Genomic DNA, 21,899 nt, shown 5'->3' with positions numbered 1-21,899 from the left:
TGTCGTTTAAAGGCAGCGATAAGGTACGATCCGCCTTCTCTGATGCCGTTCTTGTCCAGCTACAGCAATAGGTACACGATTGCGTCTTCCAATCTGCTATAGCTAATTATAGGCAAAATTGGACCGAAAAATTTCATTTGCCATAGTCGCCGAACTCCATGTGGCGACCATCCCATTAAAGTCGGTTCGATAAAGCCGCTATTCTCATCGGATGAACCGCCGTATATGATTTCTCCTTTGCCTTTCTCAATGAAGGCATTTCAACCGGTTGAAATGCCTCGCGCTCACAATGCGGCCATAATCACAGCTTTTGACGATTTCCGAACCAAAAAACTGCTTAATCGTCAGGATCAATTCGCTGATTAGCTTCACCTTCACCAATTCATGGACAAGCACATAATCGGGTGCCACGCAAGTTTGGCCCGAATTGACCATTTTCCCCGCTGAACTTTACGTAACCTAGCTGCTCTGAATCAATCTATATTTTCTTCAAACGATTTGTTTTCAAGCTTTTTAATATATTCATGGGTAGCGAGTCTCCAAAAAATCAACTTTTATTTCTTCGATGCAGGACGTCCAAGACGTTCAGAGAGGGCAGCCATAAATTTACGTGTGACAAAACGGGCACTATTGGAGATCCAGTAATTGCCGACACCGTCTATCACATAGATACGGTTTTTCTCAAGTCCACGAAAGGCGGTCTTTACAACAGACTGAGGAGTACCCGTAACGTTTATTGGCAAATTCGTAGCATCGACCTTATCGAAAAATCCTGTTTTGGTCGCTCCTGGACATAGTGCCATAACACGAATTCCCAAGTGTTTGTTCTCTGCCCAGAGTGATTCCGAGAAAGAAAGTACAAATGCTTTGGTAGCGGCATAAGCCCCCATATATGGAAATGGATAAAAAGCTAAAAAAGAAGAAACATTAACGATAATTCCATCCTTCTGTTGCTGCATGTAGGGTAAAAACTGAGCCGTCATATCCATGAGTGAGGTGATATTCAGATCAACCATCTCGCGATAACGTTCCATAGAGGTTTCTTCAAACCGGCCGTCTGTTCCGAATCCTGCATTGTTAATCAAAATGTTCACCTTAAGTCCAAGCTCCTTAACCTTTTCGGCCAGTTCTTCAGCAGCCCCCAGCTTTGAAAGATCACTGACTAGAGGGTAAGTATTAACTCCATAAGTAGCCTTTAAATCTTTGGCAAGTAACTCAAGTTTATCCTTCGAACGTGCAACCACAATGACATGACTGCCTCTTGCAGCAAGCTCTCTTGCGTAGGCCTCTCCTATACCAGATGAAGCACCTGTGACCAGAGCGACTTTACCTTTATAAATAATCATTAATATGACCTCCTGATTAATAAGGTTTTATGTTGTTTGTTAAAAGTTTAGAAAATATTTTCTAAATAAAATATACGTATTGAGGCTGTAGTTGTCAATAATATAGAATTTTAATTCTTTTTCCTGTGTTTTTTTTCTGATAATCACAGGAAATATCTATTTTCCATCGATTTTGTGGAATTTTTATTCTAAAATTGACATCGTTATTTTTCAGATCTATAATTTTGATAGAAAATATTTTCCGAAAAGGAGGGGTGAACATGGGTAAGCGAGAGGATATTAGAATTGCAGCGCTGGATTTAATCATTGAGGAGGGCATACAGTCCGTTACTTTCCCAAAAATTTTCAAACGAGCCAATGTTGGCTCCAGCACCTTCTATAATTATTATAAAAACAAAGAAGAGCTAGTTAATGAGCTATATAAAAGTGTACTCATGCACATGGGAGAAGTGATCATGACCGGCTATGACCCTAATCTCACAGTCTATGAACGAACCAAGGGAATTCTGAGACACATGGTGGATTACGGGCTGAATTACCCAAAAGAAATTCTGTTTCTGGAAGGATATAGCGATTCTCCTTACATCGACGAAGAAGTGAGAAATATGATGAATCCTGCGATGATTGAAATTTTTGCTGTTATCAAAGAAGGTCAGAAGCAGGGCATCATCAGCGAAATGAATCCAATGTTTTGCTGTCATCTCATCAAAGGCATGGTTGCTACTTCAATAAGGGGGTATTTGGGAGGAAAATACCCTTTTGGCGAGGAGCAGATTCGGCAAACATTGGATGCGTGCTGGAGAGCCATTAAGGTCTAGCTTCTGATATCATATTAAAACATAGAAAAGGATTCACCAGGTTTGCACCGTAATTTGATCCGCAATAAATGCCTTTGGGAGAAGTAATAGATAGTTTAGTAGAAAAACAGAATGTTATTGTAGTATTAGGATTTTTGCGTAGGTAAGGAAGAAACAACTGCTAAACGAATAAGCTGTTGCGGGACAAGAACATTGTTCCATTCAAAGTCGCTATTATAGCGGCTTTTTTGTTTTAAGGAACCAAGTTCTTGTCCTAAACTGAGGACAAGAACTTGGTTCCTTTGCCGAAAAGGACAAGAACATTGTGTCATTGCGGATTAGATTGTTATCTAAATATTATCATGACAGAACTAATGTTAAGGTCCTCAGGATTCACCATGTGATTGTTAACCCCAGGTGTGGCGGGAAAAAGCACATTAATATAAGACTTTGCCGTTTAAAAACATTTGGAATTAAGTAAATAGTTACATTTGGATGATAATTCGACTGAAAGATAACTTGTTTGAGCATTTTTGTTCAATCTGAATACTGGTTGCTCATTCGAAATTGACCCAAACTTTTCAACCAGGCCAATTCGCGGGGAGCTCTGACCGGTTACCAGGAATCGAGGCTCCTAGGTATACCCTAGACCTTTTTTAAATTTGTCTCTCGGGAGACATTAAATGCCTAAACATAAGTCCCAGCTTTAAGAGCAGCAGATGATCGGTATTCTTCATATCCAGGTTCAGCAGCCCCGAAATTTTCTCCAGCCTGTACAGTACTGTGTTGCGATGGATATATAGCTCACGTGCAGTTTCATTCACTTGGCCGTTGTTGGCGAAATAGGCTTCAAGTGTGTGCATCATCTCGCTGGTGTATTCCTCTTCTTTGTCCAGCAGTGGACGGAATAAATAAGAGCAATACCTGACCATGACCTCCTGTGGAATATGCTTGAAGAGATAAATAAATTCCAGGTCAGCAAACATGACAACCGGTTCGCTTAAACCAAGCTCCGTACTGATTCTCTCAGCATCCCCGCACTCCCGGAAGCCGTCGATGAACTCCTCCATGCCCGTTCTTACTTTACTGATAAAACATGTCCTTGTTCCGTGGTCCCATGAATGCATCAAATCCGCATACAAACGTACCGAATCCTCATACTTCCTTCGATCCTTGGCCTCTTCTTCTAGAAGGGGGAAGAGTGAATATATGCGGTTCATCACATAAAAATGATGGGATTCCAAGGAGGATGTTTTGGGATGATCCTGAAGCCTATTCTGAATCTCCCTCAGTTTGCGCTTCTGACTTTCATGGTCCCAAGCATCCGCTCTTGAGGAAGATACCATGCATACGTAAGGCGTGCTCCAAAATGTGCTTCCCAATGCTTCGGCAAATTCGAGCACCGTTTTCAAAGAGGCATTCCCCTTTAAGTAACGTTCCATGGCCGTGCCAAGACGACTGCCTGCCGCAGTAGCCTCCTGATTCTGGATGACCTCCAGATGATAGGAAAGAATAACGGCAGCTTGGTGAAAAATGCCCTCCATTTCATGTGCTTCCAGCAGATTTTCAGTTTGTATCAGCAAATAACCGTATGACTTTCCGTTTTTCAGCAGGGGAACCCTATACAACAGGTTGCTCGCCGACTTGTAAAACCGATTGTCCTGATTCCAGGGCCAATCGCTCAACAGCTCCATATCGGAACAGCGGGTCATATTATACAAGGTCTGTCCTTCAGAGGTAACGATGGCTAAAGGAACCCCTAAAATGCTTGTGATACTTTGAAAATAATTGGTGTACTCATCCGCCTGCATGGCAAAATCAACCAGCTTCTTCTGCGTTTCAAGCAATTCATTCAGCCGGCGGGTATCGCGTTGAAACTCGGATTGGTAGAGAGCGGTGATCTGCTCGGAGAAGGTAAACTCAAAAGGCAGCTCAATTAGGGGCAAGCCCAGCCGATCAGCTTCCAGCAGGGCTATCTCTGGTATTTCCGCCCAGTATCGACCAAGCTTGATGCCAAGTCCGGAGGCCCCACATTCATTCAGCTTTTGCAGCAAATTAACAAATTCCTCGGGTGAATCCCTAATCGCATACGCTGTAGTCAGTAAGAGTTCCCCTTCTTTCATCCAGTTAATCACATCCGGCGCATCCATCAAATTGATGGAGCTAATCGTTCGAGAAATTCCTTTTTTACCGGCTGCCAACTTCCCTTCCGATAACGGGTACACCGCCAACGCATCTTCTATAGTTAATTGCATGTCAATCCATCCTCCTAAACGATACATATCTGAATCAGGTACCGGACATCACGTAACTTTTAAGCAATTATATAGGCTCTTGTCGAATTTCTGCAATCCCTTTTGTTATATATATGTCATATAAGTTAACCCAAAACATAGAATTTTCTGTTTTTGAACCAACGTAAAGCGTATACCGTTAGATAAAAAACCAAAATTGTGTAAGGAATATTTACACGCATATTTTTTGGCTATATGATAGGACACAACTTCAAAGAGAAGAGGGGATTCAGATGCAGCTCACCCAAAATCAACAGGCAGCGGCCCAAAAGGACAGTCGTTCCATGCTTGTAATCGATGATGTCGGCAAAATCTACCCCAATGGCACTGTAGCTGTGCAGCATGCGAGTCTGCATGTGGGGGAAGGAGAATTTCTATGTTTTGTCGGTCCTTCCGGTTGCGGGAAATCTACCATTTTCAATATGATTGCCGGTTTGACGGAACCGACCTCCGGTCATCTGACCGTGCTGGGTACTTCTCCAAAGGAAGCACGTAAACAGAATGAAATTGCCTTTGTATTTCAGGAGCATACCCTGCTCCCGTGGGCCAAACTGATTGATAATGTCACCATGCCTCTTACTTTGCGTGGCGTATCCAAAAAGGAGCGGATTACCGAAGGGGAGCGGGTTCTAGAGCTGGTAGGCCTGAAGGATTATATGAAGGTGCTGCCCCGTGAGTTGTCCGGCGGAATGAAGATGAGAGTATCTATTGCACGAGCGTTGATATCCCGTCCCAAGCTGCTGTTAATGGACGAACCGTTTGGCGCCCTAGATGAAATTACCAGGCAGACGCTGCAGAATGAACTGCTAAATATTTGGGAACAGGACAAGAAGATGTCGGTTCTGTTCATTACGCATAACGTGTTCGAAAGTGTGTTCCTATCAACAAATGTCGTGGTGATGACCCCTCGTCCCGGTAAAATTTCGGATTTCATTGATATTCCGTTTGCCTATCCGAGGGATGATGAATTTCGGACCCAGCCTGAATTCGGTGAATATGTACGCAGCGTGTCCAATGTACTGAATCATTGATAGCCAGAAATGAGAGGAGAGGGAAGCAACATGGAAGAGATGGTAGCTAATCCAGCCGTTGAAACGACACCAGGTATCCGAGCTTCCGGGAAGGACAATGCCCGCAGCCATCATCCGGCAGAAGAGAGCCCAGTCATTGGACTGCTGAAAAAAATTCTGCCGCCAATCGTCGTGTTTGTCCTGTTTATCGGTGGATGGGAATTAATCGTGCGGATACTCGGAATGCCCCCATATATCTTGCCCAAGCCATCCGATATTGCCGCAGCCGCTGCTGAGAACAGCGCGAATCTGATTACGTCGGTAAGCACAACCATTGTTGAGGCGTTGATCGGTTTTACGATCAGTGTCGTGCTCGGTATTTCATTGGCCATTCTGCTGGCCCTGTCCAAAACGGTAGAAAAAAGCGTATATCCCTACGCTATTATCCTACAGACTATTCCGGTCGTTGCGGTAGCGCCAATCATAGTGATCTGGTTCGGAGCGGGAATAAATGCCATTGTGATCATTTCATTCTTAATCAGCTTTTTCCCAATTTTATCGAATACGCTGATCGGATTGAACTCAACGGATCAGAACATGAAGAATTTATTCTATCTGTATAATGCAAGCAAGCTTCAAACCATTTGGAGGCTTAGATTTCCGGCGGCACTCCCGTACATTATGGCAGGGCTGAAAATTTCATGCTCCAGTTCGGTTGTCGGAGCAATCGTGGGTGAATACATTGCAGGCATTGGTGGCGGACAAGGCGGACTCGGTTACGGGATTACCGTTGCGGCAACCCGCCTGCAAACGCCTTACCTGTTCGCCTGCGGTTTAGCGGCATCGGCCCTAGGAATCGCATTTTTTCTGATCATCAACATGGTGTCGAACAAACTTTTGAAGTCCTGGCATGAATCAGCAATGAAATGATACCAGAACCGGGGGAGAGATCCAGCATGTCCAAACATCATATGAACTTTCGTTACAAGAAATGGCTGCTGTCGGCTGCTTCTTTGATCCTACTGCTTCTGAGCGCATGCTCCAATTCCTCCGCTCTAGAATCCGCCGCCCCGGCGGGTGGGGAAGCCGGAACAGATTTGAAGCAGGTGAAACTGATCGAGGGCTGGTACGCCAAAGGGGAAGATGGAGGCTATTTTGCGGCATTGCAGCAGAACTATTATAAGGACAAGGGGATCGACATGACAATTCAGCCAGGAGGCCCTGAGGTGTCAACCATGCAGCTTGTCGCTGCAGGCAAAGCTGAATTCGGCATCTCTTATGCGGATGAAATTTTGAAGGCGCGGGAACAGGGAATCCCTGTTGTCGGTATCCTTGCCGGTTTTCAAAGCACACCGCAGGTTCTGATGTACCACAAGGGGGAGAACATTCAGGATTTCACAGACCTGAACGGCAAAACCGTATACATCGGTACAGCGGTGCCTTACTGGGAATATATCAAGAGCCAATACAATCTGACAGATGTAAAAGAAATGAAGTATAACGGGCAGCTGGTCAATTTTATCAATGACCCCAGTTCTCTCAATCAGGGTTACATCACGAATGAGCCTTACGCGCTTTCTCAGCAGGGGGTTGAGGTGGATTATCTGAAAATCGCCGATTCCGGTTATGCGAACTATGCAGACGTTCTTTTCACGACGGAAGATTACCTTAAAGAGCACCCTGATGTTGTTGAAGCTGTGGTGCAGGCAAGTCAGAAAGGTTGGAGCTATTATCTAGACAACTATGAAAAGGTAAACCCGTTTATCCAAACCTACAATCCCGATATGACGGTAGAAGCAATGAATTATGAGGCAGTGCAGGAAAAACCCTTTATTCTTAACAAGGATTCCGAAGCAAATGGTGTTGGTTACATGACAAAGGAACGCTGGAGCACCCTGCAGGATCAGATGATCAAGGGCGGAGGATTAACGAAATCACTAGATGTTACCCAGGCGTTTACAACGGAGTATCTGATGAAGCCATAGACCTGAACCAAAAGTATTTGAAGCTTCAAATCAGAAATTTCAGAAAAAATGAGGGGACTTAATATGTTCAAACTTGGAAATCGAAAGAGCTATTGGCAAGTGTCCGAAACGCTGGTGGATCTGAGGCGAACGCAAAAGTACGGCAAGTCAGTAACCCTCCCTGCACAGCCGCAGGAAGTCATATTTGATCTCGACCATACGGCAGTTATTGTCATCGATATGCAGAATGATTTCTGTACACCGGGTGGATGGCTGGATTCCATTGGGGTCGATACCTCTCCGCTCCTTAACCCGGTCAGCCGGCTGAACCGACTGATGCCCGAGCTGCGCAAAGCGGGAGTGCCTGTGATATGGGTGAACTGGGGCAATCGGGAAGACCGAATGAACGTGCCGCCATCCGTGCTTCATGTATACAATTCGGATGGGCGAGGCAACGGCATCGGGGACCCGCTGCCGGGGAACGGCTCCAAGGTGCTGGAGAAAGGCAGTTGGGGAACGGCCATTGTCGATGGTCTGGATTCGTCCCCCGATGATATCTATGTGGATAAATATCGCATGAGCGGGTTCTGGGATACACCACTGGACAGTATTCTACGCAATCTCAATATTCAAACGGTGTTGTTTGCCGGAGTAAATCTCGATCAGTGTGTCATGCATACACTGCAGGACGCGGCTTGTCTCGGATATGACGGCATACTTCTGGAGGATTGCTCGGCAACAAGCTCCCCGGATTTCTGCATAGAAGCGACATTGTACAATATCAAGCAATGTTATGGCTTCGTTACGGATTCCACCTGGTTGGTACAAGAGCTGAGCGGGGCAGCGACTCCTATAGAGAGAAATACCTCAGAAGAGCTGGCATCGTTAGAAGGCTGAGCGGAAGGATGGGATGAAGCAATGAAGGACCAATGGAACGCCACTGTCAACCAGGTGATCGTTGAACCGACAGGTCAGGGTAGGCTGAACGGACTCAGCTTGATGGTCAAGGATGTATATGCCGTCCGTGGCAATACAAATGGCGCGGGTAATCCGTGTTGGCTCCAGACGCATGGGCCCGAGGCGGAACACGCGGAAACGCTCAACCTGCTATTGCAGCAAGGAGCAAGGCTAACGGGCATGACGCATACGGATGAGCTGATGTTCAGCTTGAATGGTGAAAATGTTCATTATGGAACACCAGTGAATCCAAGGGCTCCCGATCGCATCCCTGGCGGTTCATCGAGCGGATCGGCGGTTGCTGTCGCCGCTGGGCTTGCTGACTTCTCCCTTGGAACGGATACGGGAGGATCGGTACGTGTGCCATCTTCGTACTGTGGAATTTATGGAATGCGTCCATCACATGGCATTGTCTCCGCGAAAGGCGTTATTCCACTCGCTCCCAGCTTCGACACCGTCGGTTGGATGGCACGTGATCTCGAGACGCTGTGCCGGGTAGGAGAAGTGCTTTTGCCGCAGACAGACTCGGGTACAGGCTTCAGTCGGGTGCTCATTGGTGAGGATGCGTGGGAGCTTGCTGACACGGAGAGCAAAGATGCGCTTACCCCTTACCTGAAGCTGCTATGCGGCATGGCTGCGAGCCATGAAACAGTTCGCATCGCCCCGCAGGGTCTGCCTGAATGGATGACCATGTTCAGGACGATCCAAGGCTATGAAATATGGCAGGAGCATGGGGAGTGGATTGAACGTGAGCAGCCAACCTTCGGGCCAGATACGGCCGGGCGATTCTCCTGGGCAAGCACTGTTGAACGTGCCGATCAGGAGAAGGCAGCCAAACGCCGGGTTGAGGTGTGCAAGCACATGACTGACCTGCTCAGAACGGATACAGTGCTTGTGATTCCGACGACAACTGGAGCAGCCCCGAAGCTGGGCTTGGGCGGGCCTTTAATTGAAGAACGAAGAGTGAAAACGATGCGTTTAACCTGCATTTCCGGCTTGTCGGGTCTGCCGCAGCTTACGATTCCCGCTGCGGAGGTACTGGGCCGCCCGGTCGGTATTTCAATCATTGCAGGTCCAGGACAGGATCAACGTCTGCTGGAATGGGCCACATCCTTTCTTTCAGCAGTAAATTCAGAAGTAAAAGGGTAGGAGCATCATTGGATATATGGACATGAAGCTACGCGTAAAAACAATAAAGCCTCAGGAGAAAGGGTGTCAGTTATGTTTCAACGATATGAAGGAACAGCGTGGGAAGAACGATTTTTGCCCCGTCTGACAAGCAAACAGGTCAAAGAACTGCCGAAGGATAAGGCGCTGGTTATTCTCCCAGTCGGAGCTGTGGAGCAGCATGGCCCCCATCTGCCCGTATATACGGACACTTTGATTGGGGAAGCGACATTATCACAAACGCTGGAGCGGGTTCGGGAGGATAAGGAGATCTGGCTGCTGCCTCCGATCTCGTATGGCAAAAGCAATGAACATATTGGACTTCCAGGCACCATTTCCTTATCGGCGAGCACACTGCATGCCATCATGCTGGACATTGCAGAAAGTCTGAAGGCCAGTGGATTTCGCAAGTTACTGTTGTTTAATACCCATGGCGGCAACGTGGATTTGCTGAATACAGTATCACGAGAAATACGGATCAGAACGGGGATGATGGTTTTCTATCTCAGTCCCAGCAGTCTGAATGTGGCAGAGGATCTCCTGTCTTCCGAGGAGCTGGAATATGGTATTCATGGTGGCGATTATGAGACTTCTCTCGTGATGTCCATCAAACCGGACTGGGTGAAGGAGGAGTTCCTCGTTAAAGAGCTTCCCGATATGTCCTCTTACCGCTTTCTTACATTAGAAGGGAACATCCGCTTCGCCTGGAAGATGGCTGATATCTCCGCTACCGGCATTGCTGGCGATGCTACGACGGCCACGCCTGAGAAAGGCAGGATTATTCAGGATAGAATCTCAACGATTTTGTCGGAGGCTCTGGAGGAACTGTGTGATTTTGAAATCACCGATGTCCGTGGGACTGAACCGGTTCAACAGCCAGCAGGAAGCACCCCGTGAAGCTCGTCAGTCTGAAACACGGCGATGGTGAACAGGCAGCGATTGAACATGCGGAACGATTCTTTCTTCTAGAGGAGATCAACAAGGCGGAAGGAAGCACATGGGGCACCTCCGTTATGGAGATCTTGCAGCAAAGCCAGCTAGACGAGTTAATCCAGTGGTATCAGAAGCACGGGGACAGAACAGTTTCATCCATCCCTTTCATACCTTCAGAGGGAGCCATACCTGCTCCTCTCTTCCGCCACCCTCGTAAAATATGGGGAATTGGCATGAATTATGTGCAAAAAGCGATCGATCTCGCATCTACTCCTCCAGAGCGTGAGCCGGTCTGCTTCATGAAGCCGGACTCAAGCCTGATCGGGCCGGAAGAGTATATCCAGCTGACGGCTCAGGATGTGAATGTGACATCAGAAGCTGAGCTTGGCATTATCATCGGCCGAACCTGCAAAAATGTGCCGGAAGAACGTGCGCAGGAGGTCATTGCAGGTTTTGCCGCAACGCTTGATATGACTAACCAGGACATTCACGCACGGAACCCCAGATTCCTGCAGCGATCCAAGTTATTCGATACATTTTTCAGTCTTGGACCACAACTAATAACACCTGATGAAATAAGTGATCTGCAGAGCCTCGTGGTTGAAACGGTGTTAAATGATGAGGTTACTCATAGCAATACGGTGTCTCACATGATGTATCATCCATGGTTCATTGTCTCGTATTTTTCACAGATGATGACTCTCTATCCGGGAGATGTGATCATGACAGGCACACCAGGGTCCGTCCGGATTCAGCAAGGAGATGTCGCCGAGTGTAGAATCAGTGGCTTTATGACGCTTCAAAATCCGGTAGCAGTAGTAGAGTAAATCATCCGTAATTTTCCTTGGGGAGTGGTAATGAGATGAACAAGTACAGACAAAAGGGAACTGTCGTTTTACTCGCAGCAATGATTTCCTTATCCACATTACTGGCGGCTTGCGGGAAACAGCCAACTGCTGAGAATGCCTCTGCTACGGGGGGAAGCGAGGAACTCACGGCAATTACACAGGTGACGAACTGGTTTGCACAAGCAGAGCACGGGGGGCTGTATGCGGCAAAGGAACAAGGATATTACAATGAGACCGGTCTCGATATGACCATCCAGGCAGGTGGGCCGCAGGTGTCTCCAACACAGATCGTGGCTTCAGGCAAGGCGCAGTTCGGACTTGCTACAGCGGATCAATTGCTGGTCGCTCGTGAAGAAGGAATCCCTCTTGTAGCGATTGCAACGATATTCCAGAAAAGCCCGCAGGGACTTATGGTTCATGCCAATCAGAACATGTCCTCCCTGGCCGATTTGAACAACCGCTCCGTATACGTGGGTACAGGCTCGGTGTTTTGGGATTTTGTGAAGAGTAAATACCAATTGGGTAACGTGAAGGAATTGGCTTATACCGGTTCTTTGGCTCCTTTTGTAGCCGATGAAACGGTTGCGATTCAGGGATATGTAACCAGTGAACCTTACGAGATGAAGCAGCAGAATGTGGATATTAATTTCCTGCTACTGGCAGATGCCGGTTATAACCCGTACTCCAATGTGCTGTTCACCACGGAGCAGTATATTCAGGATCATCCTGATATTGTGCGTGGTTATGTCGAGGCTTCGATGAAGGGCTGGGATTATTACAAGACCAATTATGATACCGTGAATGACGTCATTTTAAAGGAAAACCCTGATTTTACGAAAGAAAAGCTGAACTATGCCGCAGAAGCGCTTATCCCGTTTGTATATGAAGGTGATGCAGCGACACATGGTGTTGGCTATATGACAGAGGAACGCTGGACGGAGCTCGGAAAGCAGCTTAAGGAGATTGGGGCCTTGAAAGAGGAGCCTGATGTCAGCAAGGTGTTTACGGATGAATTCTTGCCGAAGTCCTAAGAGATTCCTTTGGGAGATCAGTATTACAAATACGGGAGGGGAACCGAATGAATGAACATTGGATAGCCGTATTGAAAGAACGCATGGATCCGGAATTGCTGCAGTGGGAGGAGGCGGCGCTTGCCAAATATTCGATGGATTATCATCACTTCTCTCCTGTGCTGGCCAGTCAGCTGCAGGGTAAGATCGCCGAGTGCATCGCCAGTCCGCACACCGAGGAAGAACTTGACGATCTGCTCTCCATAGCAGCAGAGCTGGGAGTTCCGCTCACCATCAGGGGGAACGGAACCGGCAACTATGGCCAATGTGTTCCGGTCACAGGCGGAATCGTCCTGAATCTGGCCAAATACAACAAGGTGCTCGAAATGGGAGAAGGCACGATGCGGATCCAGGCCGGGGCCAGACTCGGCAAAATGGAATCCACTGCCCGCAAGGCAGGTTACGAGCTGCGTACGATGCCTTCCACCTTTCAATCTGCGACGATCGGCGGGTTTTTATGCGGCGGTTTTGGCGGCATCGGTTCGATCAGCTGGGGGACGATCTGGGATGGGCTGGTACGTTCTCTAAAAATCAAGACCGTTGAGGTTCATCCCCGTACCATTGAGCTCCAGGGAGACGAAGTGCTGCCTTACCTGCATACTTACGGTACAATCGGCATTTTGTCCGAAGTGGAAATCAATCTGGCTCCCCGAGTGGAATGGATGCAATGGGCAGTGACCTTTGACCGTTTTGAACAGGCTTTTCGCTTCGGGCAGGCGGTTGCTGAGGACACTTCCTTGATGAAACGGCTAATTTCCATCCATGAATGGCCGGTACCATCCTATTTTCTCCCGCTTGATCTCCCCGCTGACCATGCTGTCGCATTACTGGAAGTGGATACGGCCAACGAATCCCAGCTTGAATGTATCCTATCGGAGTATGGAGGTCACTTGGCTATGAAGGTCTCTGCCGAACAGTATCACAAAGGTGTAGGTGTCTCCGATTTCACATGGAATCATACAACATTGTGGGCACGCAAGGCAGATCCTGGCTTGACTTACCTGCAGCTAAATTTTGATCCATCCAGTGCCCTTGAGCAAATCTCATTAATGAAAAAGGAATATCCGGAAGTGATGAATCATATCGAGTTTGCCCGCCAAAACGGAAATTTGCTAATCTCCGGCCTGCCGCTGGTTCCCTTCACAACGGAGGAAAACCTGAATCAGCTGATGGAATGTTACGAGAAAAACCGCGTTATAGTCAACAATCCGCATACATGGGATTTGAAGGAAGGCGGGCGATCATACGCCCATGATCGTTTGTGGGAAATTAAACATCACAACGACCCGAAGGGAATTTTGAATCAGGAGAAATTAAAGCGTTCGGCAGTTAGCGGTATCTGATCAACGGATGATGGAAGAATGGCGCAGCCTGCAGCAGTTAACGTGCCATGCGGATTTTAATAGTCAATCCGTATCTACAGCAAAGGAGCGAGTTGCATGAAATTTGGAAATGTCGTCATCCGCCGAAAGGTCCCTTGCACGATGCGCGACGGCATAACGTTGTATTCAGATATATACCTGCCGGACGAGACAGGAGAATATCCTGTGCTGCTGATGCGCCAGCCCTACGGACGGTCGATTGCTTCTACCGTTACGCATGCCCACCCCGTCTGGTATGCAAGTAAGGGATATATCGTTGTAATTCAGGACGTCAGGGGGCGGGGTGAGTCGGAAGGCGAATTTAATCCGTTTGTTCAAGAAGCAGAGGACGGATTTGATACCATCGAATGGGCAGCCGATCTGTCCGGCTCGACCGGGAACGTAGGCATGTACGGTTTCTCTTATCAAGGCCTCACACAATGGGCAGCGGCTTCCCTTCACCCGCCTGCGCTCAAGGCGATTGCACCGAGCATGTGTCCGGCTGACATGTATCATGGCTTATTTTATCCGCATGGCTCCTTCGCACTTGGCAACCATCTGCCGTGGGCTTTCCAGCTGGCTCGTGACACGGCACAAAGAGCGGGTGACTTCGAAACGGCAGAGCAATGCTCACGACTCATGCGCAGCCCCGAGGAGATGCTCTGGAAAATGCCATTGAATGAAAGACATCCGATTCTGGAGCAATACTTTCCCGCATTTTATGATTGGATCGATCATCAAGCGTACGATGAGTACTGGGAGAAGATGAACTGGATCAACGATATCGTAAAGGAACCCGTGCCTGCGCTTCATATTGGGGGATGGTATGACGGTTTCCTCATGGGCACGTTACAGTCGTTCGAAGCTCTGCAAGCTACGGCCACGCCGGATTGCTTTCATCGGCTCATTGTCGGCCCGTGGGCCCATATTCCATGGGGGCGCAGAGCGGGCGGAATCGATCATGGCGAGCAGGCGGATGGTGGTCATCATCTGGAGCAGCTGCGCTGGTTTGATTATTGGCTGAAGGGCAAGGAAGACATGGAACTGCCTGGTGAACTGCCGATCCGATATTTTGACCAATTGAGTCATGAATGGCACACGGCGGAACAGCTGCCTTCTCTATATGAGGATGGGGCCTCTCCGTCCGAATGGTTTTATCTGTCCGGGTCACAGACCCCGGCGAACGGTGCGGCAGGAGGCGGGAGACTCGAAAAGCATAAGGAAGATGTGGAGGAGGCTGTGCCGGATGTATTCGTGTACGACTCACGTCTGCCGATGCGCCTGGACTCTTACCTGCCCACCGACCGAGCTGCTATTCAGGAACGGCAAGAGATTCTGGTATACACGGGAGGACCGCTTGCAGAGGATATCCCTATTTTTGGGTCTCCGGTGTTATCCGTGCAGTACCAAACATTGGGAGGTCCGACGGATCTGGTGGCTATCCTCACGACCGTATCCGAGAAAGGGGCGGCCCGGCTACTGAGTGTGGGTCGCACGGAAATCTGCAGTGAAGGAGCAGATGATTCCAATGAATGGAGAACAGCGCAGATCCGGCTGCGTCCCTTGGCGGCCACCCTTCCGGCAGGCTCGTATGTCCGGCTTGAGTTGACAGGCAGCGCCTTCCCGTTATTCGCCCGGCATCCAAACGGTGTTAGGGACGAGATGAACAGCACGGGAACAGGTGGGTTGAAGATTGCCACCACGGCTGTTCGCAGTACAGAACAGGACATATCCTGTTTGAGGCTGCCGGTAAAAAGATAAAAAGCGAAGCGTAAATTAAAATCAGTCAAAGTGAGGTTGAATGTATATGGTGAACATTCCAGGTCTGGTTGCTGGTAACTTTGAGAATTGTCCCGTCCACAAAATTTCCGCACAGGATACGAATAAGTTCATCCTGCTGTGCGACAGGGAGCAGGTTCCTTTCACTTCATTCGTGGAGATCTTCGAGGTTGGAGGCAGAACTCCATCCAATGAACACCGGGAAGCTTATGAATATTTTTATGTGTTAAAAGGGGAGGGGCTAGCCAAAGTTGGCAACGAATATGAGACGCCGATCCGCCAAGGTTCATTCATTATCATTCCACCGGGCAACCATCACGATATTATTAACACGGGCAGCACACGTCTGTATTGTCTGACGACCATGGTGCCGGACGAAATGTTCTCGGATATGATCAAAGCGGGTCCGGCCACCGAGCTTGACGAGGAGGATCTGGCCGTGCTTCAGGCGCTGGCTACCGCACAATGAGTGCAGGGCTGCGTTTCATTAATGTATGCCTTCCGCGCCGGGAAGACCTCTGTCTTTATGAACTACAGGCGGAGGCTGGAAAATGGGTTAGTATCCGTCGGCAGGATCGTTTTCTTGATGCACGGGAGAGCGGTGCTTCCCGTATGATGGTCCCGCACCAGGCTGGATCGGATCTGAAACGGCTCGCAGACGCGGATTGCATCGATCTGCAGGGTGGGATGATGCTTCCTGGCCTGGTTGACTGTCATATGCATCTGGATAAGGCCTTCTCGCTTGAGCAGGTGTCGAACCGATCCGGCACACTTCATGAAGCCATTCTCAATTACAGCCAGGCTGTACAGACATTCAGCAAGGAGCAGCTAGCGGAACGCATGCTGACTGCCGCCAGAATGGCACTGAGCTACGGAACCACGACCATAAGGAGCCACCTCGACTTCCCTGTTCATTTGGGGAGAGAGGTGGCCTTTCGGACAATTGAGGCAGCCTTGGAGGTACGGGAGAAGTTGAAGGGTAGTATGACTATTCAATATGCGCTCATGGTTCCGTTCCGCGGCAATCAAGAAGCTGCGGATGAGGCAATCGAGGAAGCACTGCGGATGGGAATTGATGTACTGGGCGGAGCCCCTCATCTGGCAGACGACTCTGAAAGAGAGATTGGCAGGATTTTTCGGTTAGCAGAACGTTTCGGAGTACCCATTGATCTGCATGCAGATGAAAGTGATAATCCAGGAAAAAAGACCGTACTGAGCTTAGCAGAGCATACGATTCACTACGGTTATCAGCGCAGAGTGACGGCAGATCATCTGTGCTCGTTGTCTGCCATGACGGAAAACGATGCACAGCATGTGATGGCGAAGATGAAGGAAGCCGGTTTGAACGCGGTAACGCTGCCTGCGGTGAACCTGTATCTTCAAGGACGGGAAGATCGCGGCCTGGTAAGACGGGGCACAACACGCATTCGCGAGCTGCTTGCAGAAGGCATTCCGCTTGCTGCGGCCTCCGACAATATTCAAGACCCGTTCCATCCGTTCGGCCGCGGGGATCTGATACAGATCGCCCAAATCACATCATATGCGGCCCATATGGGCAGTGAACGGGATTTAGCACAGCTGCTGCGGATGATCACGGATATACCTGCTGCAATCACGGGCTGCAACAAGTATGGAATAGAAGAAGGACATGACTGCAACTTTGTAGTCACGGATGCTTCGGATGTCACGCAGCTGCTATCAGGTACAAAAATGAGTCGCTGGGTGTATGCCTCGGGCAGATGGCAGTCTGCTTTGCATACAGCTCAGACATTCGCGTCTGAATGGTAACATGATTTGCAACAAACAGGAATTTCCGTCAGTTGAACATAGAAGAGAAAGAAGGTGGCAAGATGGTTCCACAAGTCACAGGCACACAGACGATGGTCGTCAGTCCTCATTCTTTGGCCAGTGCGGCAGGATCGCGTATTTTGCAGCAGGGAGGTAACGCCTTTGATGCCGCCGTGGCGGTGAGCGCCTGTCTTGCTGTCGTATACCCACATATGACGGGACTGGGAGGCGATTCCTTCTGGCTGACCTATAGCACCGAAGAGAGAAAAGTCAGGGCATATAACGCGAGTGGACGTTCGGGCAGTCGGATTACCGCCAGCTGCTTTGAAGGCGAGTCAGCCATCCCGCAGCGGGGACCCCGCAGCGTCATTACCGTGCCGGGTATGGTGGACGGCTGGGATGCCATATTACAGGAATATGGCTCGAAGACGCTGGCAGAGGTGCTTGAGCCCGCGATCCAATATGCGCTGGAAGGCTTCCCGCTGTCGCCGGACCAGCATGTCAATACGGCCGAGCGTTTCGATGTGCTGGCAGCTTATCCACAGACAGCCGACATCTATCTGCCCGGAGGTAAAGTTCCGGAGCAAGGCAGCCGCTTTGTGCAGTCTGCTTTGGGAAGCAGCCTGCTCCAGGTTGCAGACCAGGGCCGAGACGTATTTTATTCAGGCAGTGTTGGTCAGGAGATTGTTCGCTCACTTAAGGAGCAGGGAGGTCTACTGACACTGGAGGACTTTGCGAGACACAGAGGTGAATGGGTGGAGCCGATCAAAGGGAGTTACCGAGGGCTTGATCTTTATCAGGTCCCGCCGAATTCACAGGGCTTTACCGGTATAATGGCGCTTCAAATTCTAGAACAGTTTGATTTGGACAGTATAGAGCATGGTTCCTATGCGTACTATCACCTGCTCGTGGAGGCGCTGAAGCTGAGCTTCCGTGATCGCGATCGTTATTTGACAGATCCACAATTTTCATCCATTCCTCTGGAACAGCTGCTATCCAAATCCTATGCTGCGAAGCTCGCGGCCTGCATTGATATGGAGCGAGCCCTGCCGATGGATTCTCAACCGGTAGGTCATGATACGGCATATGCGGCGGTAGTAGACAGTGAGGGCAATGCCGTTTCATTTATCCAAAGTCTCTACTTTGAGTTCGGCTCGGCCGTGGTTGGGGGAGACACTGGTATATTGCTGCAGAACCGAGGCTCATTCTTCTCCCTGGATCCGACACATGTGAACAGGCTGGAGCCGGACAAAAGAACCTTTCATACGCTGATGCCGGCAATGGCATGCCGTGATGGGAAGCCGTATATTTTGTACGGTACCCAGGGAGGAGAAGGTCAGCCCCAGACACAGACCGCGCTGCTGACCCGCATGGTGGATTATGGCATGGCCCCCCAGACCGCTGTACGTGAACCCCGCTGGGTGTGGGGAAGAACATGGGGAGAGGCAACGCAAGAATTGAGAGTGGAGGGCCGGATCGCAGCAGAAGTGCAGCAGCGCTTACAGCTCACCGGACACAAGGTACAAAAAGTTGAAGATTTTGCTAGAGTCATGGGACATGCGCATGCCATTATGATCGATGACAATGGCTTCCTGCTCGGGGGCACAGACCCCCGCTGCGATGGTGCGGCTATCGGATGGTAAACCAAAACCAGGTGAAAGGTCTGGGTGCATACTGCCCAGGCTTTTATTATGGCTTTAGCCAGTTGAGTGCGTGAAACGCGCGAAACAAAAACCACCGCTAAATAAACCGTTATAGTATCTGTTATACAGAGGTAAGAATAAGTAAGGAGCCGTGCTGTAACACGACTCCAGTGTACATTAACTACATAAAGAGCAGTCGGCCGCTCGGTGGTGGTCGGAATAGACTGATACCTTAGGGTGGGCGGTCTATTTCTTTTCATGTAAGCAAGAAGCACCAAAATAAAAATGTCGAAAAGGAATATTAATGAAAGTGTGTCTTTGCCTCAATGCTTGGGTTTATGGTTATTTCGTGATTGGACTTGCTTTTTTACCCATAATGTAAATTCCAATCCAGCCTAGCAATAATAGGATCTGAGCCAGAGCGACCAGCCACAACACTTGCGTGTAACCTCCTATAATGCAAAATATAGTATTGACTAGGGGGAACCCCACGAAAGTAAACATGATAGAAAAATCTTTTTTGGGAGTGATTGAATAATTAACCTTCCGGTCCCAAAACTTTATAAAAGCTAATGCTAAAATTCCGATTGTAATTACAGAAAGTGTAATCAACATCACCCATTGCATATTAGAGGTTCTTTCGAAGAACGGACCCATATAATTAAAGAAGTTAGATAAGGGTGAGAACATACACGCTAATGACAGAATGGCCGCCAGAAACGGATAGATATAACCAATTGATTTACTGTAGCCTTTCTTTTTATGCCACCATTCACCAATTAGAATAAAGATGGTCCAATATCCCGCTATATAAATCCATCCTGTAAAATTCATCACAGGTTCCCCATAGATTTGAGGCTCACCGGCTAGCGGATAATAAGTCCATCTTGCCATGAGTCCATCTGTAGTCTGAAATATCTGTTTAACAGCCACCGGGTCCAATGAAAAGTCAAAAACCATAGCGCTCAATCCCGTAATAAATGGTTTAGTCCAGGACGGTATATTTACAGACTTTAGAACACGCAAAGTTGAATAAATGATCAGAAACTCAATAATAGGGACAGTAATCGGTATATTAAATAACATTAAAATACTCCGCCCATAGGCGTAAAAACCTTCCCCAAGCGATGAAGCAGTAATTTCAAAAACGGCTGCGTAAAAAAACACAAAACCTATAAACTGCAGTAGAACCGTTTTGGGATGTGTTTCCTTATCAAGGATGTAGAAAACCATTAGAACAGCAGCAATTAAGACGATAATATCTTGAATTATCCATACAGGCACTACAGTTATATCACTCATATTTCACCTCCATTTAAGTTTAAAAATAGAATTGAACGTTCAAATAAATTATAATTTCACTGTGTTACTTAAACAACAGCCTGTTCGATTGAGATATGTTAGTTATCATACAAACCACCTTAGATTTGTTCATTATTTCAAATTGGGAGGATATTATGGCAGACAAAAAAACAGATCACAGAGTGAGGTATACAAAAATGGTTATCAAAGAAAGCCTGTTGAAGCTTTTGACAGAACGGTCTATCAATAAAGTTACCGTGACCGACATTTGCAGAGAAGCAGGGATTAATCGCAACACCTTTTATACACACTATGCTAATCAGTTTGAGCTTCTTTCAACGATTGAAAATGATCTTTACGAAGACATTAAGCAAGTTGGGATGAGTACTTCAAACCCTCAAACGCTATCTTTTGAATTATGTAAGTATATCAAAGCAAATAAAACGATATGTGAGGTTCTGTTCTCAGAGCATGGCGATAAAGAATTATTGGAACGAATCCTTTATATCAGTCACGATTTAACTATTGAACGATGGAAGACGGAATTAAAATATTTTGATCCACAATTATTTGAGTCCTGGTATACGTTCACCGCTCATGGCAGTATAGCTATTATTAAAAAGTGGGTGAGTAGTGGTCTGAAGGAAAGCCCCAGTCAAATTGCAGCTTTTATTGATAAAGCTACGGAATCCGTATCTAAAGCTTTTTATTCTGAAGAATTGTAGGATTTCCCCGCTTCTCACCAAAAAGCCCGGCAGCTTCTACGCAGTATGATTGTTGAAACTCACGAAGGCAAGGTGTGCGTTATTGTATTCGTAGGTCATGTCAAAGGAATTATCCCTATCGACGAAACTGAGTTTGAAAACGGGGAGGGGGGATCATTCTTGGCTGCATCAGTTTAAACTTCTGGATGAATGCGCATTTCATGATCTAAAATTGAATAATACTTGCCCTAACTGTAGATCAACGATACCTTTCTTGTTGTCGAATAGACAGTTAGAACATGCATTTCAGTGCAAGTGTGGATATGCTTTTGCTACTTTTCATATGTCCAGTTGGAACGAATGGAGAAGCGCCTGATCAAATGAATCCTGCTGTCCTTCGTTGGGTGGTGTCGAGGGACAAGAACATGGTCCCATTGAAGTCGCTATTTTAGCGGCTCTTTTATTTTATCGGTACAAGTTCTTGTCCCAAGCCAAGGACAAGAACTTGTTCGAATTACCGAAATAGACAACAACATGTTCCTATTCCCGATTAGATAAACATCTAAGTTTAGAGATGAGTTTCTTTATGAGTGATTTAACAGACTAGGGCTTCAAGGCTAGAAGGTATTTGATAAAAACCCAACACTTCAAAGATCTAAAACCTTCCTGTACATAGTCTTGGTCTTCAGTGGAGAAGGGATTTGGCTAGCAAACGTGTAAAAAGAATTTTTTTAACGCTCTTCGTTTCTTATGTCCGAAGGGGCATGTACTAAAGTACTATTATTCATGTTGAAAAGAGGTATACTGGATACCGAGGTGAATCCAATGTGGTTTAAGAGAAGACTGAATACCGCTTCAGATGCAAAAGAACATATCGACCCTTTATCCGCTTCGCGGCTCCCTGTGTTAATATGGCTATGCCTTGTTACCACCGCA

Annotated in this window: 18 protein-coding genes; 15 read left to right on the top strand and 3 right to left on the bottom strand. The window is 47.7% G+C overall.

The window, feature by feature from the left end; translation table 11 throughout:
• Positions 1–554: 554 nt before the first annotated feature.
• Positions 555–1,346, bottom strand: a complete 792-nt coding sequence (locus MKY42_RS16915; RefSeq protein WP_179264663.1) for an SDR family oxidoreductase — start codon at positions 1,344–1,346, stop codon at positions 555–557.
• Between the two features lie 260 nt (positions 1,347–1,606).
• On the opposite strand from MKY42_RS16915, the gene MKY42_RS16910 reads away from it, so the two are divergent.
• A complete protein-coding gene (locus MKY42_RS16910) occupies positions 1,607–2,164 on the top strand; it encodes a TetR/AcrR family transcriptional regulator (RefSeq protein ID WP_339843446.1) in 558 nt (185 codons plus the stop codon).
• Between the two features lie 635 nt (positions 2,165–2,799).
• On the opposite strand, the gene MKY42_RS16905 is transcribed toward MKY42_RS16910, so the two are convergent.
• On the bottom strand, positions 2,800–4,398 hold the full coding sequence (locus tag MKY42_RS16905; protein WP_339843444.1) for a PucR family transcriptional regulator ligand-binding domain-containing protein: 1,599 nt from the start codon (positions 4,396–4,398) through the stop codon (positions 2,800–2,802).
• A gap of 272 nt (positions 4,399–4,670) precedes the next feature.
• On the opposite strand from MKY42_RS16905, the gene MKY42_RS16900 reads away from it, so the two are divergent.
• From MKY42_RS16900 to ggt, 13 genes are all read left to right on the top strand, one after another.
• Positions 4,671–5,468 carry an ABC transporter ATP-binding protein gene (locus MKY42_RS16900; protein WP_179264667.1) on the top strand — a complete coding sequence of 266 codons (798 nt, stop codon included), beginning with the start codon at positions 4,671–4,673 and terminating at the stop codon, positions 5,466–5,468.
• 30 nt (positions 5,469–5,498) lie between these two features.
• Positions 5,499–6,377, top strand: a complete 879-nt coding sequence (locus tag MKY42_RS16895; protein ID WP_091037235.1) for an ABC transporter permease — start codon at positions 5,499–5,501, stop codon at positions 6,375–6,377.
• Between the two features lie 26 nt (positions 6,378–6,403).
• Entirely contained in the window at positions 6,404–7,432 is a 1,029-nt protein-coding gene (locus MKY42_RS16890; RefSeq protein ID WP_179264669.1) for an ABC transporter substrate-binding protein, read from the top strand.
• 63 nt (positions 7,433–7,495) lie between these two features.
• Complete coding sequence (locus MKY42_RS16885; protein ID WP_179264671.1) at positions 7,496–8,308, top strand: cysteine hydrolase family protein; 813 nt, start codon at positions 7,496–7,498, stop codon at positions 8,306–8,308.
• Positions 8,309–8,329: 21 nt separating this feature from the next.
• Entirely contained in the window at positions 8,330–9,517 is a 1,188-nt protein-coding gene (locus tag MKY42_RS16880; RefSeq protein WP_179264673.1) for an amidase, read from the top strand.
• 72 nt (positions 9,518–9,589) lie between these two features.
• On the top strand, positions 9,590–10,432 hold the full coding sequence (locus MKY42_RS16875; RefSeq protein ID WP_179264676.1) for a creatininase family protein: 843 nt from the start codon (positions 9,590–9,592) through the stop codon (positions 10,430–10,432).
• The gene (locus MKY42_RS16870) at positions 10,429–11,295 is read left to right on the top strand and encodes a fumarylacetoacetate hydrolase family protein (protein ID WP_179264678.1); all 867 of its coding nucleotides are present in this window, start codon (positions 10,429–10,431) and stop codon (positions 11,293–11,295) included. The genes MKY42_RS16875 and MKY42_RS16870 overlap by 4 nt, the downstream gene beginning before the upstream one ends.
• Positions 11,296–11,330: 35 nt before the next feature.
• Positions 11,331–12,347, top strand: a complete 1,017-nt coding sequence (locus MKY42_RS16865) for an ABC transporter substrate-binding protein (protein ID WP_179264679.1) — start codon at positions 11,331–11,333, stop codon at positions 12,345–12,347.
• Positions 12,348–12,394: 47 nt separating this feature from the next.
• Positions 12,395–13,729, top strand: a complete 1,335-nt coding sequence (locus MKY42_RS16860; protein ID WP_179264681.1) for an FAD-binding oxidoreductase — start codon at positions 12,395–12,397, stop codon at positions 13,727–13,729.
• A 96-nt stretch (positions 13,730–13,825) separates the two neighbouring features.
• Positions 13,826–15,508 carry a CocE/NonD family hydrolase gene (locus MKY42_RS16855; RefSeq protein ID WP_179264683.1) on the top strand — a complete coding sequence of 561 codons (1,683 nt, stop codon included), beginning with the start codon at positions 13,826–13,828 and terminating at the stop codon, positions 15,506–15,508.
• A gap of 40 nt (positions 15,509–15,548) precedes the next feature.
• Positions 15,549–15,995: a cupin domain-containing protein gene (locus MKY42_RS16850; RefSeq protein ID WP_258377851.1), complete on the top strand. Its 447-nt coding sequence runs from the start codon at positions 15,549–15,551 to the stop codon at positions 15,993–15,995.
• A complete protein-coding gene (locus MKY42_RS16845; RefSeq protein WP_179264685.1) occupies positions 15,992–17,314 on the top strand; it encodes an amidohydrolase family protein in 1,323 nt (440 codons plus the stop codon). Before MKY42_RS16850 ends, MKY42_RS16845 begins: the two co-directional genes overlap by 4 nt.
• A gap of 62 nt (positions 17,315–17,376) precedes the next feature.
• Positions 17,377–18,957, top strand: coding sequence for a gamma-glutamyltransferase (gene ggt, locus MKY42_RS16840; RefSeq protein WP_090898509.1), 1,581 nt, complete (start codon positions 17,377–17,379; stop codon positions 18,955–18,957).
• Between the two features lie 342 nt (positions 18,958–19,299).
• Here ggt and MKY42_RS16835 read toward each other — a convergent pair whose 3' ends face one another.
• The gene (locus MKY42_RS16835; protein ID WP_179264687.1) at positions 19,300–20,259 is read right to left on the bottom strand and encodes a carotenoid biosynthesis protein; all 960 of its coding nucleotides are present in this window, start codon (positions 20,257–20,259) and stop codon (positions 19,300–19,302) included.
• 155 nt (positions 20,260–20,414) lie between these two features.
• Here MKY42_RS16835 and MKY42_RS16830 point away from each other — a divergent pair, with 155 nt between their 5' ends.
• A complete protein-coding gene (locus tag MKY42_RS16830) occupies positions 20,415–20,984 on the top strand; it encodes a TetR/AcrR family transcriptional regulator (protein WP_218152272.1) in 570 nt (189 codons plus the stop codon).
• Positions 20,985–21,899 lie beyond the last annotated feature (915 nt).

It is taken from the genome of Paenibacillus sp. FSL W7-1088 (assembly GCF_037969855.1).
GTDB lineage: Bacteria > Bacillota > Bacilli > Paenibacillales > Paenibacillaceae > Paenibacillus.
This window is presented reverse-complemented; position numbering and strand designations above follow the sequence as displayed.

Bases quoted from the DNA above. Each gene is read 5' to 3' on its own strand.
- MKY42_RS16915 (WP_179264663.1), bottom strand. From the start codon at position 1,346: ATGATTATTTATAAAGGTAAAGTCGCTCTGGTCACAGGTGCTTCATCT.
- MKY42_RS16910 (WP_339843446.1), top strand. From the start codon at position 1,607: ATGGGTAAGCGAGAGGATATTAGAATTGCAGCGCTGGATTTAATCATT.
- MKY42_RS16905 (WP_339843444.1), bottom strand. From the start codon at position 4,398: ATGCAATTAACTATAGAAGATGCGTTGGCGGTGTACCCGTTATCGGAA.
- MKY42_RS16900 (WP_179264667.1), top strand. From the start codon at position 4,671: ATGCAGCTCACCCAAAATCAACAGGCAGCGGCCCAAAAGGACAGTCGT.
- MKY42_RS16895 (WP_091037235.1), top strand. From the start codon at position 5,499: ATGGAAGAGATGGTAGCTAATCCAGCCGTTGAAACGACACCAGGTATC.
- MKY42_RS16890 (WP_179264669.1), top strand. From the start codon at position 6,404: ATGTCCAAACATCATATGAACTTTCGTTACAAGAAATGGCTGCTGTCG.
- MKY42_RS16885 (WP_179264671.1), top strand. From the start codon at position 7,496: ATGTTCAAACTTGGAAATCGAAAGAGCTATTGGCAAGTGTCCGAAACG.
- MKY42_RS16880 (WP_179264673.1), top strand. From the start codon at position 8,330: ATGAAGGACCAATGGAACGCCACTGTCAACCAGGTGATCGTTGAACCG.
- MKY42_RS16875 (WP_179264676.1), top strand. From the start codon at position 9,590: ATGTTTCAACGATATGAAGGAACAGCGTGGGAAGAACGATTTTTGCCC.
- MKY42_RS16865 (WP_179264679.1), top strand. From the start codon at position 11,331: ATGAACAAGTACAGACAAAAGGGAACTGTCGTTTTACTCGCAGCAATG.
- MKY42_RS16860 (WP_179264681.1), top strand. From the start codon at position 12,395: ATGAATGAACATTGGATAGCCGTATTGAAAGAACGCATGGATCCGGAA.
- MKY42_RS16855 (WP_179264683.1), top strand. From the start codon at position 13,826: ATGAAATTTGGAAATGTCGTCATCCGCCGAAAGGTCCCTTGCACGATG.
- MKY42_RS16850 (WP_258377851.1), top strand. From the start codon at position 15,549: ATGTATATGGTGAACATTCCAGGTCTGGTTGCTGGTAACTTTGAGAAT.
- MKY42_RS16845 (WP_179264685.1), top strand. From the start codon at position 15,992: ATGAGTGCAGGGCTGCGTTTCATTAATGTATGCCTTCCGCGCCGGGAA.
- ggt (WP_090898509.1), top strand. From the start codon at position 17,377: ATGGTTCCACAAGTCACAGGCACACAGACGATGGTCGTCAGTCCTCAT.
- MKY42_RS16835 (WP_179264687.1), bottom strand. From the start codon at position 20,259: ATGAGTGATATAACTGTAGTGCCTGTATGGATAATTCAAGATATTATC.
- MKY42_RS16830 (WP_218152272.1), top strand. From the start codon at position 20,415: ATGGCAGACAAAAAAACAGATCACAGAGTGAGGTATACAAAAATGGTT.